The 17044-nt window shown below is 64.9% G+C and carries 15 protein-coding genes; 1 reads left to right on the top strand and 14 read right to left on the bottom strand.

All coding sequences use genetic code 11. The features are described from left to right. Positions 1–53: 53 nt before the first annotated feature. The 4 genes from infB to rimP form a co-directional block, all read right to left on the bottom strand. Positions 54–2759 carry a translation initiation factor IF-2 gene (gene infB, locus GWG67_RS08680; RefSeq protein WP_275168774.1) on the bottom strand — a complete coding sequence of 902 codons (2706 nt, stop codon included), beginning with the start codon at positions 2757–2759 and terminating at the stop codon, positions 54–56. Positions 2760–2829: 70 nt separating this feature from the next. Then, entirely contained in the window at positions 2830–3513 is a 684-nt protein-coding gene (locus GWG67_RS08675; RefSeq protein ID WP_275168772.1) for an RNA-binding protein, read from the bottom strand. A 22-nt stretch (positions 3514–3535) separates the two neighbouring features. Then, the gene (nusA, locus tag GWG67_RS08670) at positions 3536–5146 is read right to left on the bottom strand and encodes a transcription termination factor NusA (RefSeq protein WP_007598336.1); all 1611 of its coding nucleotides are present in this window, start codon (positions 5144–5146) and stop codon (positions 3536–3538) included. Positions 5147–5148: 2 nt separating this feature from the next. Next, positions 5149–5928, bottom strand: a complete 780-nt coding sequence (gene rimP, locus GWG67_RS08665; protein WP_275168770.1) for a ribosome maturation factor RimP — start codon at positions 5926–5928, stop codon at positions 5149–5151. A gap of 362 nt (positions 5929–6290) precedes the next feature. Between rimP and GWG67_RS08660 the strand changes: the two genes are divergently transcribed. Then, entirely contained in the window at positions 6291–7373 is a 1083-nt protein-coding gene (locus GWG67_RS08660; protein ID WP_275168768.1) for a DUF2336 domain-containing protein, read from the top strand. On the opposite strand, the gene trmB is transcribed toward GWG67_RS08660, so the two are convergent. The 10 genes from trmB to GWG67_RS08610 all read right to left on the bottom strand — a co-directional run bounded on the left by trmB (position 7370) and on the right by GWG67_RS08610 (position 17024). Continuing rightward, on the bottom strand, positions 7370–8080 hold the full coding sequence (trmB, locus tag GWG67_RS08655; RefSeq protein WP_275168766.1) for a tRNA (guanosine(46)-N7)-methyltransferase TrmB: 711 nt from the start codon (positions 8078–8080) through the stop codon (positions 7370–7372). The two genes, GWG67_RS08660 and trmB, sit on opposite strands and share 4 nt — an antisense overlap. Beyond that, positions 8077–9234, bottom strand: coding sequence for a M20 family metallopeptidase (locus GWG67_RS08650; protein WP_275168764.1), 1158 nt, complete (start codon positions 9232–9234; stop codon positions 8077–8079). The genes trmB and GWG67_RS08650 overlap by 4 nt, the downstream gene beginning before the upstream one ends. Positions 9235–9319: 85 nt before the next feature. After that, a complete protein-coding gene (locus GWG67_RS08645) occupies positions 9320–9733 on the bottom strand; it encodes a helix-turn-helix domain-containing protein (protein ID WP_007598327.1) in 414 nt (137 codons plus the stop codon). A 210-nt stretch (positions 9734–9943) separates the two neighbouring features. Next, complete coding sequence (lnt, locus tag GWG67_RS08640; protein WP_275168762.1) at positions 9944–11557, bottom strand: apolipoprotein N-acyltransferase; 1614 nt, start codon at positions 11555–11557, stop codon at positions 9944–9946. Further along, a complete protein-coding gene (locus GWG67_RS08635) occupies positions 11554–12672 on the bottom strand; it encodes a hemolysin family protein (protein ID WP_275168760.1) in 1119 nt (372 codons plus the stop codon). Before GWG67_RS08635 ends, lnt begins: the two co-directional genes overlap by 4 nt. 1 nt (position 12673) lies before the next feature. Beyond that, positions 12674–13183: an rRNA maturation RNase YbeY gene (ybeY, locus tag GWG67_RS08630; protein WP_275168758.1), complete on the bottom strand. Its 510-nt coding sequence runs from the start codon at positions 13181–13183 to the stop codon at positions 12674–12676. A gap of 61 nt (positions 13184–13244) precedes the next feature. Further along, positions 13245–14303, bottom strand: coding sequence for a PhoH family protein (locus GWG67_RS08625; protein WP_275168756.1), 1059 nt, complete (start codon positions 14301–14303; stop codon positions 13245–13247). Between the two features lie 4 nt (positions 14304–14307). Further along, on the bottom strand, positions 14308–15696 hold the full coding sequence (miaB, locus tag GWG67_RS08620; RefSeq protein WP_275168754.1) for a tRNA (N6-isopentenyl adenosine(37)-C2)-methylthiotransferase MiaB: 1389 nt from the start codon (positions 15694–15696) through the stop codon (positions 14308–14310). Between the two features lie 191 nt (positions 15697–15887). Continuing rightward, positions 15888–16568: an HAD family hydrolase gene (locus GWG67_RS08615; RefSeq protein ID WP_275168752.1), complete on the bottom strand. Its 681-nt coding sequence runs from the start codon at positions 16566–16568 to the stop codon at positions 15888–15890. Further along, positions 16569–17024 carry a Fur family transcriptional regulator gene (locus GWG67_RS08610; RefSeq protein ID WP_275168750.1) on the bottom strand — a complete coding sequence of 152 codons (456 nt, stop codon included), beginning with the start codon at positions 17022–17024 and terminating at the stop codon, positions 16569–16571. Positions 17025–17044: the final 20 nt, after the last annotated feature.

Here is a 17044-nt window from a genome sequence, read left to right as displayed (position 1 = left end):
CACTCCCGCAATTCAGTTCAAAAAAGATCCAGGCGCTTCGGTAAGATTTGGACTTACAGGGAGCGCTGGATCGTCTCCACGCGGTAACACTCGATGACGTCACCGGCGCGCATGTCGTGATAGTTCTCGAAGGCCATGCCGCATTCCTGACCGGACTGGACTTCCTTCACTTCGTCCTTGAAGCGCTTCAGCGTCGACAGCTTGCCTTCGTGCACGACGACGTTGTCGCGGATCAGGCGCACGTTGGCGCCGCGTTCCACGGTGCCGTCGGTGACGCGGCAGCCCGCGACCTTGCCGACCTTGGAGATGTTGAAGATCTCCAGGATCGCGGCATTGCCGAGCATGGTTTCCCGCAGGGTCGGCGCGAGCAGGCCGCTCATGGCCTTCTTCACGTCGTCCACGAGGTCGTAGATGATGTTGTAGTAGCGGATCTCGATGCCGTTGCGCTTGGCGGCCGCAGCGGCTTCCTTGTTCGCACGAACCGAGAAGCCGATGATCGCGGCGTTGAAGCCTTCCGCGAGCGTCACGTCCGATTCCGAGATGCCGCCGACACCCGCATGCAGGATACGCGCGGCGACTTCGTCGGTGCCGAGCTTCTCCAGCGAGCCGAGGATCGCTTCCAGCGAGCCCTGCACGTCAGCCTTGATGATCAGCGGGAATTCCTTGCGGCCCGCCGTCTTCAACTGCGACATCATCTGCTCGAGCGAGCCGCGCATGCCGGAGATCGAGGCAGCCGCGTTCTCGCGCTTCTGGTGCGCGCGGTAGCTGGTGACCTGGCGGGCGCGGGCTTCGTTCTCGACCACGGCGAGACGATCGCCGGCTTCCGGCGGACCGTTGAAGCCGAGCACCTCGACCGGCACTGACGGACCTGCCTCCTGCACCGTTTCGCCCTGATCCGAGATCAGTGCGCGGACGCGGCCCATTTCGGCGCCGGCGACGATGATGTCACCGACACGGAGCGTGCCGCGCTGGACCAGAACGGTCGCGACCGGACCGCGGCCGCGATCGAGCTTGGCTTCGATCACGGTGCCTTCGGCCGGGCGATCCGAATTGGTCTTGAGGTCGAGGATGTCGGCCTGGAGCGCGATCATCTCGAGCAGCTTGTCGAGATTGGTCTTGTTCTTGGCCGAGACTTCGACGTCGACGACTTCGCCACCGAAGGATTCCACCTGCACCTCGTGCTGGAGCAGCTCGGTGCGCACGCGCTCGGGCTTGGCGTCGGGCTTGTCGATCTTGTTGATGGCAACAATGATCGGCACCCGCGCCGCCTTGGCGTGGTTGATGGCTTCGATCGTCTGCGGCATCACGCCGTCGTCGGCTGCAACCACCAGCACGACGATGTCGGTCACCTTGGCGCCGCGGGCGCGCATCGCGGTGAACGCGGCGTGGCCGGGCGTGTCGATGAAGGTGATCTTCTTGCCGCTTTCGGGCGACAGCACCTGATAGGCGCCGATATGCTGGGTGATGCCGCCGGCTTCGCCGGAGACGACGTTGGCGTGGCGGAGCGCGTCGAGCAGCGAGGTCTTGCCGTGGTCGACGTGACCCATCACGGTCACCACCGGTGAGCGCGGCTCGGTATCGGTGGAATCGTCGATGGCGTCGAACAGGCCTTCTTCAACGTCGGACGCGGCAACGCGCTTGACGGTGTGACCAAGCTCCTCGGCGATCAGCTGCGCAGTGTCGGCATCGATCACGTCGGTGATCTTGTGAATCGCGCCCTGCTTCATCAGCATGCGGATGATTTCCACCGCGCGCTCCGACATGCGGTTGGCGAGCTCCTGGATGGTGATCGCTTCCGGAATGACCACCTCGCGGATGAGCTTTTCTTTCGGCTCGTTCGCGGCATGGCCCTTCAGGCGCTGGGTGCGGCGGCGGAACGAGGCGATCGAGCGCTCGCGGACGTCGTCGGCATTGAAGGCGGTGACGACCGTCAGGCGGCCGCGCTCCTTCTGCGGGCCGGGCTTGTGGGTGGGCTTGGGAGCGACCACAGGCCGCGCAGCGCCGCCGGGGCCGCGACGGATCTGGCGCGGACCCTCGTCCTCGTCCGGTCCGGCTGCGACAGCGGGGGCGCGGCCCACCGGGCCTCCCGGCCGCTGCGTGGTCGTTCCGGGCCGTGCGGTCGTTGTTCCCGGGCGTGCCGTGGTGGTTGTGCCGGGTCGCGCCATCGGCGCTCCGGGTCGCGCTGCAGGAGCGGCCGAGGTCGCGGTTGCAGGGCGCGCCGTAGATTGCGGCTGCTCGCCTTCGCCAAAACGCTTCTTGGCCTCGGTTTCGGCCTTCCGCTTGGCTTCCTCTTCGTGGCGGTGACGCTCCTCCTCGGCCTTGCGGCGGGCTTCGGCGGCCTCGCGATCGGCCCGCTCGGCGCTTTCGCGGACGGCGCGGCGCTGGGCCTCTTCCTCGGCATGGCGGCGCTCTTCGACTTCGCGCACCTTGGCATCGGCCAGGGCGCTGGCGCGGGCGGAACGTTCGTCCTCGGTCAACGTACGCAGCACCACGCCGGAGCCGGCGTTGCGCGGCGGCGCGGGGCGGGCCGGAGCAGGCTTGGGCGCGGCGGCGGCCGGCGCGGGCTTCGCCACCTCGGCCACCTGCGGCTCGGGGCTGCCGTCGACACGGCGCTTGCCACGCTTCTCGACCACGACCTGCTTGCTACGGCCATGACTGAAGCTCTGGCGCACGGTGCCCGTTTCGACGCGCGGCTTGAGCGATAGCGTCTTGCTCGGAACGCTCAGCTTCTTGTCGCCAGGGGTCTTGGTATCAACCATTAAGCAGTCCTAATCCTGATCTTGTTGTCTTGTGCGTTGCCGCACCGTGCTATCGGGTGGTCGTTGTCTCTCAGAAATCCTGGCCGGGCTTTTCGGCAGTCCTGTCAGCGTCCGCCATCCGGTATCGGACCAGCATCTGGCTACGTGACAGGAATGACTTGCTCGCCGGGCCCGCGAGCAGGGCAGCATGTATCACATTTGACCGGGTAAGTGCCAAATCCAATTCTGTCGATTTTAGTGCGGTGACGACGGGAATCTGCGGCTTGGCGCCGCGATTTCCCTCATTTTGACGCGCCAGCATGTCCAATTTGCGGATTCCGTCCGCGGCCCCGTCGCTGGCATGGATCAGGACCTCGACCGTACCTTCCCGAAGCGCGCTTTCGACCTTGCCGAAACCGGCGACGATCTGGCGCGCCTTGGCAGCAATCCCAAGGGCTTCGACCACGCTCCGGACCAGGAGCGCCTCGAGGTCGGCGGGAAGCGTCTGAGGGATGCGCAGCTCGCGCTTGAAGGCTTTCGTAAAATGGTGACGCCGAACGGCTTCCGCAACCACCTCGCGCGAGGCGGTGACCCACATCCCGCGTCCGGGCAGCTTGCGCTTGAGATCGGGAACTATATGCCCTTGGGGCGAGACGACGAAGCGGATCAGCTCGTCGATCGGCCGGACCTCGCGGCTGACCGCACACATCCGCATGGTCGCGGACCTTTCGGTCCGCGGTCCATGGTCGAGTTCGAGGTCAGTATCGGCGAGCATCCGGGTGACATCCTCCTTCGCCCTAAGCCGGCTGATCTTCAGTCGCCTCGGCCTCTTCAGCGGGCTTGGCGAGATCGGCCTCGGTGATCCAGCCGGCCTTGACGCGGGCCTGCATGATCATCGCTTCAGCATCGTCACGGGAGATATCGAGGCCATCGAGCGCGCCCGGATATTTGGTCTGCTCGCCGCCTTCCTTGCGCTCGGTCCAGCCGACCAGATCGTCCGTGGCGCAGCCGGCGAGGTCGTCGACCGTCTTGATGTCGTTCTCGCCGAACTTCACCAGCATCTTCGAGGTGACGCCGGGCACGTCCTTTACGGCGTCCTCGACGCCGAGCTCCTTGCGCCTGGCCTCGAGCTCGGCTTCGAGCTGTTCGAGATATTCACGGGCGCGGTTCTGGAGTTCCTGCGCGGTCTCCTCGTCGAAACCTTCGATGCCGGCGAGTTCCTTGACATCCACCATCGCGAGTTCCTCGACGGAGGTGAAGCCTTCGGACGCCAGCAATTGGCCGACCACTTCGTCGACGTTGAGCGATTCCATGAAGACGCGGGTGGAGTTCTCGAAATCGGCCTGGCGGCGCTCCGATTCCTCCTGCTCGGTCAGGATGTCGATGTCCCAGCCGGTGAGCTGCGAGGCCAGACGCACATTCTGGCCACGGCGGCCGATCGCCAGCGAGAGCTGGTTGTTGGTGTCGGGCACGACGACCTCGATGCGCTCGCGGTCTTCGTCGATGACGACCTTGGAGACCTCGGCCGGCGCCAGCGCGTTGACCACGAAGGTCGCGATGTCGGGCGACCACGGGATGATGTCGATCTTCTCGCCCTGCAATTCGTTCACCACCGCCTGCACGCGCGAACCGCGCATACCGACGCAGGCGCCGACCGGATCGACCGAGGAATCGCGGGAAATCACGCCGATTTTTGCGCGCGAGCCGGGATCGCGGGCGACCGCCTTGATCTCGACGATGCCGTCATAGATCTCGGGCACTTCCTGCGCGAACAGCTTGGCCATGAACTGCGGATGGGTGCGGGAGAGGAATATCTGCGGGCCCCGGGTCTCGCGGCGGACGTCGAAGATGTAGGCCCGGACGCGGTCGCCGTTGCGGAACACTTCGCGCGGCAGCATCTCGTCGCGGCGGATGATGGCCTCGCCGCGGCCAAGATCGACGATCACGCTGCCGTATTCGACGCGCTTGACGACGCCGTTGACGATGTCGCCGATGCGGTCCTTGAATTCCATATATTGCCGGTCGCGCTCGGCTTCGCGCACCTTTTGCACGATCACCTGCTTGGCCGACTGCGCGGCGATGCGGCCATATTCCAGCGGCGGCAGGGTGTCGGCGATGGTGTCGCCGACCTGGGCACCGGGATTGGCGCGCTGCGCATCCACCAGCGAGATCTGGTTGGAATGGTTTTCGACCGTTTCGACCACCAGCATGTGGCGCGACAACCGCAGCTCGCCCTTCTTCGGGTCGATCTCGGCATGAACGTCGGTCTCGCTGCCGTAACGGGCCCGCGCCGCCTTGGCGATGGCATCCTCCATCGCCGCGATGACGATGCCGCGGTCGATCGATTTCTCGCGCGCAACGGCGTCGGCGATCTGAAGCAATTCAAGTCGATTGGCGCTGACTGCCATGGCTAGTCTCCTTCGTCAGGATCGATCTCGCCTCGTCGCGCGCGTTCGGCGGCCAGGCGATGTTTCTTGGTATTGGTCGGAGCCGGCTTCTTCGTAGGGGCCGGCGCCGGCTTCTTAGTCGGCTTGGTGTTCTTGGTCGTCTTTTCGCTGATGCTGGCGTGCGGTGCCGCCGGCGGCTCAAGGCCGAGATTGCGGCGCATCTCGCGTGCCTGGGCCTTGCCGCGGCGCATGGATTCCGCGATCAGCTCGTCGGTCAGCACCAGCCGAGCCTCGGCGATGTCTTCCATCGTCAGGAGAACGTCGGCAGCCTCGGTCCCCTTGACGTCGTCGCGATGCAGATGCAACCGGTCGCCTTCGACGGGGCCGATCGTGCCGCGGAACCGCTTCCGCCCCTCGTGGGCGACCGCCATCTCGATCTTCACCAGATGGCCGGCATAACGTTCGAAATCGGAGCGGCGCACCAGCGGGCGGTCGATCCCCGGCGAGGAGATTTCCAGCCGGTAGGCGCGATCGACGGGATCGGCGACGTCGAGCACGGGCGACAGCGCCCGCGAGATCGCCTCGCAATCCTCGATCTGCATGGAGCCGTCCGGCCGCTCGGCCATGACCTGCACGGTGCAGCCGGATTCCCCGGAAATGCGGATCCGCACCAGGCGGTAGCCCATGCCTTCGAGCACCGGCCCGGCGACCGCGGACACCCGTGCCGCCACGCCCGGCTCGACCACGAGCCTCGGCTCGGCCAGCAATTCGGCATCCGTGGAACCAGGGTTCGGTTCGGTCATGTCAGAGGTCAAGGCGCTCGATATGGTTAAGGCTTGGTTTAAGATCTCAAAGCTCGCTTCGGAACTCTCCCGACAGATCGCCGGGCCGCATATCTTCCACCAAGCCGCCTTCAGGTAATAAAAAAGAGCGGGTCCTTTCGGGCCCACTCTCACTACGCGGATCGTATGAGAAGATGAATTGGCGCTGATATAGCCCTTTCCGTCTTCCCGGACAAGGCCCATGCAGGGCAGGCTAGGCTTTTTGCGCCCGGCCCGCGGCCGCGCGCAACGCTTCCTTCACCTCCGAGGCCTAAATTCCCTGATTGTGGGGCGGCTTGGACCGAGGGCGCACCCGCGGCGTGCCCCGTACGAGTTTGCGTTTCATGACCGTTGCCACGTCGCTCATTCCCGGACTGGACGATATCGTCAAACGCGGCGACCCGCGGCGTCGCGGCGAGATCGCGCACGCCATCTCCCAATTGTTCTTTCAGGACGCCGAGAACCTTCGTCCCGATGTCATCGATCTCTTCGACAACCTGCTGATCGATCTCGTCCCGCATGCCGAGCTCGCCTCGCGCGTCGATCTCGCCGAACGCTTCTCGCGCCTGAACAACGCGCCGCGGCACCTCGTGAGCCAGCTCGCGCGCGAAAACGAAATCGCGGTGGCGGGCCCCGTGCTGCGCCATTCGCCCGTGCTCGACGACGCTGCTCTCGTCGAGATCGCGCGACTGAAGGGCCAGGGCCATCTGCTGGCGATGAGCGAACGCCCCACGCTGTCGGCCGTCATCACCGACGTGCTGGTCGAGCGCGGCGATCGCGACGTGGTGCGCCGCGCCGCGGGCAATTCCGGCGCGGCGTTCTCGCCCGGCAGCTATTCCGAGCTGATCAAGCGTGCCGCGCAGGATGGCGTGCTGACTCTCAGGATCGGCCAGCGTAGCGATCTTTCGGGTGAGAACCTGAAACAACTTCTCGACGGCACGCTCGACGTCATCCGCCGTCGCCTCTCGAGCGTGGTCAATCCCGTGCGCCAGGTCGAGATCAAGCGCGCCATGGCGGCCATCGAGGAAGCCACGCTGCCGCCGGGCCCGCGTCGCGATTTCTCGGGGGCGCAGCGCACGGTGCTGGCCTTGCATCGCGAGGGTCATCTTGGCGAGAGCGCGCTGCTTGGATTCGCGAAGGCGCACAAATACGAGGAGGCGATCGCCTCGCTTTCGGCGATGTCCGGCGTCCGCCTCACGGTCCTCGACCGCCTGATCACGGGTGACCGCTACGATCCAATTCTGGTTCTCGCGCGCGTACTGAATGTCAGCTGGCCGACGGTGCGGGCGCTGATCCTGATGTGGTACGGCCCGAATCGCACGCCAGCCGACGCCGATCTTGAGCAGGCGCGCGCGAACTTCACGCGGCTGATGCCGACGACCGCCGAGCGCGTCGTGAATTTCTGGCGCAATCGGCAGACGATCTAGACCCGCCTGAATCGCAGATACGCCGCCTTGCGTCCCTCGCGCGCGGCTTTCCTGCCGTAACGCGTCATGGTGTAGCCAGCCCAGGGCTGCCGGAAATCATCAGCGCGCTCCGCAAGCCAGACGAAATCCGTCGAGCGCGACAGATGCGACAGCGTCCAGGCGCAATAATCGTCGATGTCGCAAACGAAACGAAACTCGCCGCCGGCTTTCAACACGCGCGCCATCGCGGCGATGGTCCGGTCCTGGACGAAGCGCCGCTTCCAGTGCCGCCGTTTCGGCCAGGGATCGGGATGGATCAGGTCGATCCGCGACAGCGAAGCCTTCGGCAGCCAGGCCAGGAGCTCGGCAGCATCGCCTGCGAACAGGCGGATGTTGCCGATGTCGGCGACCTCGATCTGCGCGAGGATCTTCGCCATGCCGTTGACGTAGGGCTCGCAGCCGATGAAGCCGGTTGTTGCGAAGTTTTGCGCTTCCGCCGCAAGATGCTCGCCGCCGCCGAAGCCGATCTCGAGCCGCAAATCGTCGGCTGCGGGCACGAAGATCTCGCGGGCATCCGCCGGTGCTTCGCGATCGATGGCGAGCGCAAGACGCGGCAGCAAATGATCGATCAGCTCGGCCTGGTGCTGCCTGAGCTTGTGGCCCTTGCGGCGTCCGAAGAAGGCGCGCTCGCTGTCCTCGCGATCGGGATCTGATTTGCGCTCACTCATCGTAGCGTCTGGTACAGGCGATGAAGCAGCCGCGCGCGCGGTTCGAGCGACGAGACATAGAGCTGCTCATAATGAGTGTGCGCGCCCTTACCGTCGACGCCGAGCCCGTCGAGCGTCGCGGTGTGGGCGGCGGTGAAATTACCGTCCGAGCCGCCGCCGGTGTGAACGTCGACCAGCTCGAAGCCGATCTCCGTGGCAACCGTCTTCGCATGTTCGTACAGCGAGGCGCCGGCATTGCTCTTCTCGTAAGGCGGACGATTGAGCCCGCCCGTGACCTTGACGGTGACGCCATCCGTCTTCGATGTCAGGGCGAGGATCTTGCCGACGAATTCATCCGCGTCCTTCAGGCTCAGCACGCGCAGATCGATTTCGGCATAGGCTTCTTCCGGCGTCACGTTGGGCCGCGTGCCGCCGCGCACCACGCCGACATTGACGGTGACGCCGCGCGCCAGATCGTTCATCGCTTCCAGCGCCAGGATGACGTTGGCGAGCTCGCGGATCGCGCTGCGGCCATCCTGGGGCCGCGTGCCGGCATGCGCGGGCACGCCCTTGATGAACACTTCGAATCGCCCGACGCCCTTGCGGCCGGTGACGATCTTGCCGCCGTCGCGGGCCGGCTCCGTCACCAGCACGTACTTCGCTTTGCGCCCTTCGGTCTCGATGAGTGCGCGAGAGGTGGGGCTGCCGATCTCCTCGTCGGAGGTGAACAGATGGGTGATGCCGAGCGGCGAGCGATCGGCCGTGGCACAAAGCGCGCGAAAGGCGTGATGGGCGATGTAGGCGCCGCCCTTCATGTCGTAGATGCCGGGACCGAATGCGCTGTCGCCTTCGACCTTGAACGGCAGGCGCTCGATGAATCCCATGGGGTGAACGGTATCGAGGTGGCTCAGCACCAGGATGCCGGGCCGGTCCTGACCCCAGGTCGAGCGCGCCACGAGATGATCGCCGCAGCCATCGACGCCGGCGATGCGCTCGAGCGTAACAGGGAGGTCGCGGTATTGCTCCGCGACCATCGAGACCAGCTTGTTGACCTGTTCAGGCGCGTCCGTTGGCGTCTCGACCTCCACCCAGCGGCGGATGCCATCGAGAATAGTTTGGGAATCGAACCAATTGGAGCTGACCATGAGCGCATCTGTGCCTTTGAATCGCATCATCGAGGAAGACGCGCATCAAAGCGCGGCCACAAATGACGACATAGGCCAGATTTGACGCAGCCTCAAATCGAATTGAGATACCGCCTCAGCGCTTATCGGGGCCTTCGCGGGCCGCGATCTGCTCGACGAGATCGACGATCGAGCGGCGCATCTTGGAATCGGTGATTCGGGTGAACGCCTTGGTCAGGGCGAGTCCTTCGGAAGTCGCGAGGAAATCCGAGACGTAAGACGGCGATGCGCCTTCTGCGAAGCCGTCCGGCCCCGCCACGCCGCTCGGACCGCCCTCGAACAGGAACGACACCGGCACCTGGAGAATTTCGGCAATTTGCTGGATGCGGCTCGCGCCGACCCGGTTTGTGCCCTTTTCGTATTTCTGAACTTGTTGGAAGGTCAGGCCCAAAGCTTCACCCAGCTTTTCCTGGCTCATGCCCAACATGATGCGGCGCATCCGCACGCGACTGCCGACATATTTGTCAACAGGGTTGGGCGCTTTCGACATTTCCTCAGCCCTCCAAACATCACCTTCGGCGCAATCAGGAATGCCTCAGGTGTAAGCAACGTCAAAATCAGACCCTGTTATTGGGAAACATTGCGGAGAAATTTAGCAATACCCACTGTCTTTTGCAGCCGGTGCAGAATGAGGAGGCCGCGTGCAGTCTGTCAACCGTGGGACTACGGTTGTCAAAAGTTATCGGCCGCGGCTGCGCGATCAGAGGTGCCGTTTGGCAACACGTCGGCGGACCGCCCAAAACACGGCGAGCGCGACAAGCATGGCCGCGGGTACATCGCCTACGCGTGCATAGATGGTCGGCGGGATCGCGGCGGGCAGATCTGCATCCAAAATACCTTCGATCCCGAGACCGAGGCTGGCGACGACGCGTCCCACCGGATCGATCACTGCGGAAACGCCGGTATTGGCGGAGCGAACCAGCGGCAATCCGAGCTCGATCGCGCGCATCCGCGCCTGTTCGAGGTGTTGGTAGGGGCCGGTCGAGATTCCGAACCAGCCGTCATTGGTGAGATTCACGATCCAGCCCGGACGTTCATTGCGTCCAGCCACCTCACCGGGGAAGATAGCTTCGTAGCAGATGAGCGGCAGCGCGGACGGCGCACCGGGGACCGGGAGCGCATGCCGCACGGTGCCGGGAATGAAGCCGCCGCGCACACGCGTGAGTTGCTCGAAACCGAGCTTCTCCATCAAGCCCTGATAGGGAAGAAATTCGCCGAACGGCACCAAATGCAGCTTGTCGTACATAGAGAGCACGCTGCCGTCGTGGTCGATCACGTAAATCGAATTATAGGCGCGTGTGATCGGCGTGCCCCGCGGCAGGTCGGGCGCGCGGACCGAGCCCGTGATCAGCACCGTGCCCTTGGGCAGAAGCTCCGCGATTTGCGCCATCGCGTCGGCTTCGCGAGTCAGGAAGAACGGGAAGGCGGATTCCGGCCAGATCAGGATGGTGGCATCGCGCACGCCGGTCGATTGCGGCCCGGAGGCGCGGTCCGACAAGGCCAGATATTTCTTCATCACCTCCGCCTTGGCGGCGTAGTTGAACTTCGCGTCCTGCTGGAGATCCGGCTGCATCAGGCGCAACTTGGTGCCCGCGACCATCGTGGTCGGATGCAGCGACAGGCGGATCGCGCCGAAGATGCTCATGACAAGCAGGAGCGCCACGGCTGCGGCCGGTGCGCGCCACGCCAGGCGGCGATCGGGCGTGCGGTCGATCAGCGCCGCCGGGCTCGCGAAGATCGCAACCGTCAGGAACGTCATGCCCCACAGGCCGATCAGCGACGCCGTTTGTGCCAGCGGCAGCGGCTCGGAGAGCGCATAGCCGAACGCGTTCCAGGGAAAGCCGGTCAGCGCATGACCGCGCAGCCATTCGGTGATGGTGAGGCTTGCCGCCAGCGCAAGCACGCGCGTCGCATTCTTTGTCCAGAGCAGGCGGGCGAGCGCAAAGCCCATCGCCGTGAATATGGAAAGATAGGCCGGCAGGCCCAGCACCGCGAACGGTGTCAGCCAGGCGAATACATCGGCGTCGACGAAGAAGGCGTAGCCGATCCAGTAGAGGCCGGGCACGAAATAGCCGAGTCCAAACCAGTAGCCGGTCAGCGCTGCGGCCGGGACGCCGCGATATCGTCCGGCGCCGGCGCCGTCGATCAGCCAGACCAGCACCGGGAAGGTGATGAACAGCACCGGGAACGCGTTGAACGGCGCCAGCGCCAGCACCGAGAGCGCGCCGGCAGCCATCGCGACGAGCGCGCGCTTCCATCCCCAGGTCAGGATGATGGCAAGCGCGATCTGGCGAAATCGCTGGAACGGGCTCACTGCGGACCGGTCCCGTCGCTCGGCGGCGGGGTGGGCGTGTCGCTGGCCGCCGGCTGGCTGCCGTCCGGCGCAGCCTCGCGGCGCCGGCTCTCGCGCTGGGTGCGCGGCGCGGGACGCTCCTTTCGCGTCGAGATCCGCAGTCGCTTGACCCGGCGCGGATCGGCATCGAGCACCTCGATCTCGTAATGGCCAGGGCCCGAGATCACCTCGCCGCGCACCGGCAGGCGCCCGACGAAGCTGACGAGATAACCGCCCAGCGTCTCCACTTCCTCGCCGGCCTCCCCGGTGACGAAATCCTCGCCGATCACGGTGCGGACGTCGTCGAGGCTGGCGCGGGCGTCGGCGATGAAAGCGTTGTCGGGCAGCCGCACGATCGAGGGCGGCTCGTCGCTGTCATGCTCGTCGTCGATCTCGCCGACGATCTGCTCGACGATGTCCTCGAGCGAGACCAGGCCATCACTGCCGCCATATTCGTCGACCACCAGCGCCAGATGGATGCGGGTGGCCTGCATCTGCGCGAGCAGGTCGATCGCCCGCATCGATGGCGGCACGTAGAGCAGCTTGCGGATGATGCGCGCTTCTTCGAGCGGCAGCGCGAGATCGACCGTACGCAGATCGAGCCCGGCCGGCAGCGGCTTCTTGCGCTTGGTTTTCGTCACCCCCGACACGCGCGCACGCGCGGTCATGAAGGCGAGCAGATCGCGGATATGGACGATGCCGACGGGATCGTCGAGCGTCTCGTTGTAGACTACAAGGCGCGAATGGCCGGCGCTCTCGAAGCGGTCCATCAACTCGCCGAGCGGGATGTCGCGCTTCACCGCGATGATGTCGGCGCGATGCACCATGACATCGGCGATGCGACGCTCGTGCAGGCCGAGGATGTTGCGCAGCATGGTGCGCTCGACCGTCGAGAAGCCGGTGTCGTCCGGCGTCGTGGCGTCGAGCACGACCTGGAGGTCGTCGCGCACCGAACCCGCCTTCCAGCCGAACAGGCTGCGAATGGCACGCAGCAGCCAGCCTTCCGCGGTCGGGCGCATCACCTCGCCGGGCGTTACCACAACCGGCAAATTGGCCGTGGTGCGCGGATTGTCTTGAATCGGGTCCGAATCCGGCATCTCAATGCGTCCCTGGGCGGTCGGCATAGGGGTCGGGAATGCCGAGATGAGCCAGGATCTCTCGTTCGAGCGCTTCCATTTCCTCGGCGTCGTCTTCATTTTCGTGGTCGTAGCCGACCAGATGTAGGAAACCGTGCACGGCGAGATGGCTCAAATGATGATCGAACGGCTTTTGTTCCTCGTCCGCCTCACGCCGCATGGTCTCGTAGGCGATCGCGATGTCGCCGAGCATGCGCGGGGCATCGCCCGGTTTCCATTCGCCTTCCGGCTGCAGCGCGGGAAACGACAGCACGTTGGTCGGCTTGTCGATGCCGCGCCAGTTGCTGTTCAGCGTGCGGATGCCGGCATCATCGGTCAGCATCACCGCCACTTCCGCCTCCGCAACGTCTTCGTCGACATTCTCGGCGGCGGCCGCCACGGCGCGCTGGATCACGGCTTCGGATTCGGGCTCCCGCTGCCAGCAATCGGCGACGACGAGGACCTCGGTGATGGGAAGGTTGGAGTGTGACATTGTCCTTGTTCGGAACGAAGGGGCGGCTAGTCCGCGCCCATATGGTCCGGTTGCTGTCTCGTCAGGATTTACCGGCGGCCGGCCGCTGCGGTGCCCCTTCGTAGGCGGAGACGATCCGCGCCACGAGTTCGTGGCGGATCACGTCTTCGGCCTTGAAATGAACTTGCGCAATGCCTTCGACGCCGCTCAGCAGGCGCGTCGCCTCGGCGAGGCCCGAGGTCTGGCCGTTCGGCAAGTCGATCTGCGAGGGATCGCCGGTGACGATCATGCGGCTGTTCTCGCCGAGACGGGTCAAAAACATCTTCATCTGCATCGACGTGGTGTTCTGCGCCTCATCCAGGATGATGGCCGCGTTGGTCAGCGTGCGACCGCGCATGAAGGCAAGCGGCGCGATCTCGATCTCGCCGGTCTGCAGCGCGCGCTCGACGATACGCGCGTCCATCAGGTCATAGAGCGCGTCGTAGATCGGGCGAAGATAAGGATCGACCTTCTCGCGGAGATCGCCGGGCAAAAAGCCGAGCCGCTCGCCGGCTTCCACCGCCGGACGGGACAGGATGATCTTGTCGACTTCCTTGCGCTCGAACAGTTGCGCGGCATGGGCGACCGCGAGCCAGGTCTTGCCGGTGCCGGCGGGGCCGATGCCGAACACCAACTCGTGGCGCTTCAGCGCGCGGATGTAGGAATCCTGCGCCGCCGTGCGCGCGCGCACCGGGCGCTTGCGCAGATTGATGCTGTCGAAGGTGGATTTGGCCGACTTGGCGTCGAACTCGAACAGCGAGCCCTGCGCGATCACGGCTCGGATCGCGCCCTCGACCTCGCCCTGGTCGAGATCCTGTCCCTTCACGGCCTGGGCGTAGAGCGTCTCCAGCACGCGGCGCGCCGCATCGCAGCCGTCGCGCGAGCCGCCAATCGTGATGTGGTTGCCCTTGGAATCGACGACGACGCCGAGCCGCCGTTCGATCTGTGCCAGATGCTGGCCGTAAGGGCCGACCAGCGCGGATGCGGCGCGGTTGTCGTCGAAGTCGATGACGACCTGGGTCTCGGGTGGAACCTGCATGTCGCGGTCAAATTTGCGGTTAGGAGCGATGGAAGAAGACGAATCCGATGCGCTTTTGGGCAAGGGTTCAGGCTCCAGTGGCGATGGGCGATAAAGCGGGCTCGTGCGCCATGGCGAGCTCGCCGAGGAAGCTGTAGCGTTCGAGACTGTCGATCCGGACCGGCAGGATCTGTCCGATGATGTCGGGCGAGGCCATCACATGCGCGGGCTGGAGGAATGCGGTCCGGCCGACGATCTGGCCGTCCTTGCGGGCCGGACGCTCGAACAGCACATCGACCGTTGAGCCAATCGCAGCCTTGTTGAAGGCCGATTGCTGGCTGTCGATCAGTTCCTGGAGCCGCTCCAATCGCTGGTCCATCTCGGAGGGGGACACCGTCTCCTGCATGTCCGCGGCCGGCGTTCCCGGCCGGGCGGAGTATTTGAACGAATACGCCGCAGCGTAGCCGATTTGCGTGACGAGCGCGAGGGTCGCGAGAAAATCTTGCTCGCTCTCGCCTGGGAAGCCGACGATAAAATCTGATGAGAAAGCAATGTCTTGGCGTGCGGACCGGAAACGGTCGACGACACGCCGATAATCATCGGCGGTATGTTTCCGGTTCATGGCGGCCAGAATCCGGTCCGAGCCCGACTGCACCGGCAGGTGCACGAACGGCATCAGCGCGCCGAGATCGCGATGGGCTGCAATCAAGCTGTCATCGACATCGCGCGGATGGCTGGTCGAATAACGCAGCCGCGCGACGCCCGGGAGCGCCGCGAGATGCTCCAGCAGTCTGCCAAGCGGCCAGCTTTTTCCGTCCAGTCCCTCGCCGTGATAGGCGTTGACGTTCTGCCCGATCAGCGTGAGCTCGCGCACGCCGTTCTCGGTGAGCCGCTTCACGTCGTCGACAATCTTTGCCACCGGCCGCGAGACTTCCGAACCACGCGTGTAAGGCACGACGCAGAAGGTGCAGAACTTGTCGCAGCCCTCCTGCACCGTGACGAAAGCGGAAATGCCGCGGGCGCGGATCGCGCCGGGCTTGGGCTGGGCCAGGAAGCCGAACTTGTCCTGGGCCGGGAATTCGGTCTCGATGGCGCGGCCTTCATGGCCGGCGCGCTTCAACAGCTGCGGCAAATGATGATAGCTCTGCGGTCCCACCACGACGTCGACCGCGGGTGCACGGCGCACGATCTCCTCGCCTTCGGCCTGTGCCACGCAGCCCGCGACCGCGATCTGCATGGTCCGCCCGTCGCGCGCGGCGGCGTCCTTGGCGACGCGCAGGCGGCCGAGCTCCGAATAGACCTTTTCCGAGGCCTTCTCGCGGATATGGCAGGTGTTGAGGATGACGAGGTCGGCGTCATCAGCGCTGGCCGTCTCCACGAATCCTTCCGGGGCCAGCGTGTCCACCATGCGCTGGGCATCGTAGACGTTCATCTGGCAGCCATATGATTTGATGTGCAGCTTGCGCGGCGGCGTCATGGAATCCGGAAATGAGGTGGAGGACCGCCCTCAGATATAGGCTGGAGCCGCGAAAATCCAGCGATTGGGGGGTCTTTTCGGTCGTCATTCCGGGGCGCGACGCAGTCGCGAACCCGGAATCCGGAGGTTTTGGCACGAGATTCCCGGTTCGATGCTGGCGCATCGCCCGGAATGACGCCGAGAGGCGGGATTCAGCCCGCCAGGGTATCCGCCGCGACCCGCCGGACCAGTTCCGGCAATTGCCGCATATCGTCGAACGTCGATCCGGCCCCGGCGGCCCGTAGTCTTTCAGCGTGGCCTGGCGGGCAATGGCTGCCACCGTGAAAGCCCAGCACGGTCATCCCGGCGGCATGCGCGCCGGTCACCCCGGGGACGCTGTCCTCGATCACGAGGCACCGCTCCGGCGCGAATTTCATCTGCGCGGCGGCGAACAGGAAAAGATCGGGCGCGGGCTTGCCGCGTGCGACCTGGCTCGCGGAAAAGATGTTCGGAGCAAGCAGATCGTAGAGACCGGCGCAGGTCAGGCCATGGTGGATCTTCTCCGGCGTGCCGCTCGACGCAACGCATTTGGGCAAATCGATTGCGCCAATCGCTGCGGCCACATGGGTGATCGGCTGCAAATCGCTGGCATAGAATTGCAGCGTCGCCGCATTCACCTGGCTCTCGATATCGTCGGGAAGATTGCGGCCGATCTCCTGTTCGACCATTCGCCGTGCGTCTTTCTCGGATACGCCGAGGAAGCGGACCAGCACCTGTTCCGATGTGATCGGATAGCCGTGCCTCGACAGCACATCCGCATGCGCGCGACAGGAGATCACCTCGCTGTCCACGAGCACGCCGTCGCAATCGAAGATGACGAGATCGACGGGCACTTAATTCGTGGGTTTGTCGTCGTCGAGCGGGACGCAATAGAGTTCGAGCCGATGATCGACCAGCTTGTAACCGAGCTTGCGGGCGATCTCTGCCTGGAGCTTCTCGATCTCCTCGGAGGTGAACTCGATCACCTTGCCGTCGCGCAGGTTGATGAGGTGGTCGTGATGGCTGTCGCGCATCTGCTCGTAGCGCGCGCGCCCTTCGCGGAAATCATGGCGCTCGATGATGCCTGCATCCTCGAACAGTTTGACGGTACGATACACGGTCGAGATCGAGATCTTGTCGTCGACGGCGACACAGCGGCGGTACAGTTCCTCGACATCGGGATGATCGACCGCCTCCGCAAGCACGCGGGCGATGACACGGCGCTGCTCGGTCATGCGCATGCCGGTGGCGGCACAGCGCGCCTCGATGCCGGACGCCTTGGAAGCGGGGGAAGGTTTAAGACCAGTCATGTGATGTCCGCCTGACGGGG

Source organism: Bradyrhizobium sp. CSS354, assembly GCF_029051725.1.
Taxonomy (GTDB): Bacteria; Pseudomonadota; Alphaproteobacteria; order Rhizobiales; family Xanthobacteraceae; genus Bradyrhizobium.
The sequence above is the reverse complement of the archived record's forward strand: the minus strand, read 5'-3'. Positions and strand labels throughout refer to the sequence as shown.

Bases quoted from the DNA above. Each gene is read 5' to 3' on its own strand.
- miaB (WP_275168754.1), bottom strand. From the start codon at position 15,696: ATGACGCCGCCGCGCAAGCTGCACATCAAATCATATGGCTGCCAGATG.
- ybeY (WP_275168758.1), bottom strand. From the start codon at position 13,183: ATGTCACACTCCAACCTTCCCATCACCGAGGTCCTCGTCGTCGCCGAT.
- nusA (WP_007598336.1), bottom strand. From the start codon at position 5,146: ATGGCAGTCAGCGCCAATCGACTTGAATTGCTTCAGATCGCCGACGCC.
- GWG67_RS08675 (WP_275168772.1), bottom strand. From the start codon at position 3,513: ATGCTCGCCGATACTGACCTCGAACTCGACCATGGACCGCGGACCGAA.
- infB (WP_275168774.1), bottom strand. From the start codon at position 2,759: ATGGTTGATACCAAGACCCCTGGCGACAAGAAGCTGAGCGTTCCGAGC.
- trmB (WP_275168766.1), bottom strand. From the start codon at position 8,080: ATGAGTGAGCGCAAATCAGATCCCGATCGCGAGGACAGCGAGCGCGCC.
- rimP (WP_275168770.1), bottom strand. From the start codon at position 5,928: ATGACCGAACCGAACCCTGGTTCCACGGATGCCGAATTGCTGGCCGAG.
- GWG67_RS08610 (WP_275168750.1), bottom strand. From the start codon at position 17,024: ATGACTGGTCTTAAACCTTCCCCCGCTTCCAAGGCGTCCGGCATCGAG.
- GWG67_RS08645 (WP_007598327.1), bottom strand. From the start codon at position 9,733: ATGTCGAAAGCGCCCAACCCTGTTGACAAATATGTCGGCAGTCGCGTG.
- GWG67_RS08650 (WP_275168764.1), bottom strand. From the start codon at position 9,234: ATGATGCGATTCAAAGGCACAGATGCGCTCATGGTCAGCTCCAATTGG.
- GWG67_RS08660 (WP_275168768.1), top strand. From the start codon at position 6,291: ATGACCGTTGCCACGTCGCTCATTCCCGGACTGGACGATATCGTCAAA.
- GWG67_RS08635 (WP_275168760.1), bottom strand. From the start codon at position 12,672: ATGCCGGATTCGGACCCGATTCAAGACAATCCGCGCACCACGGCCAAT.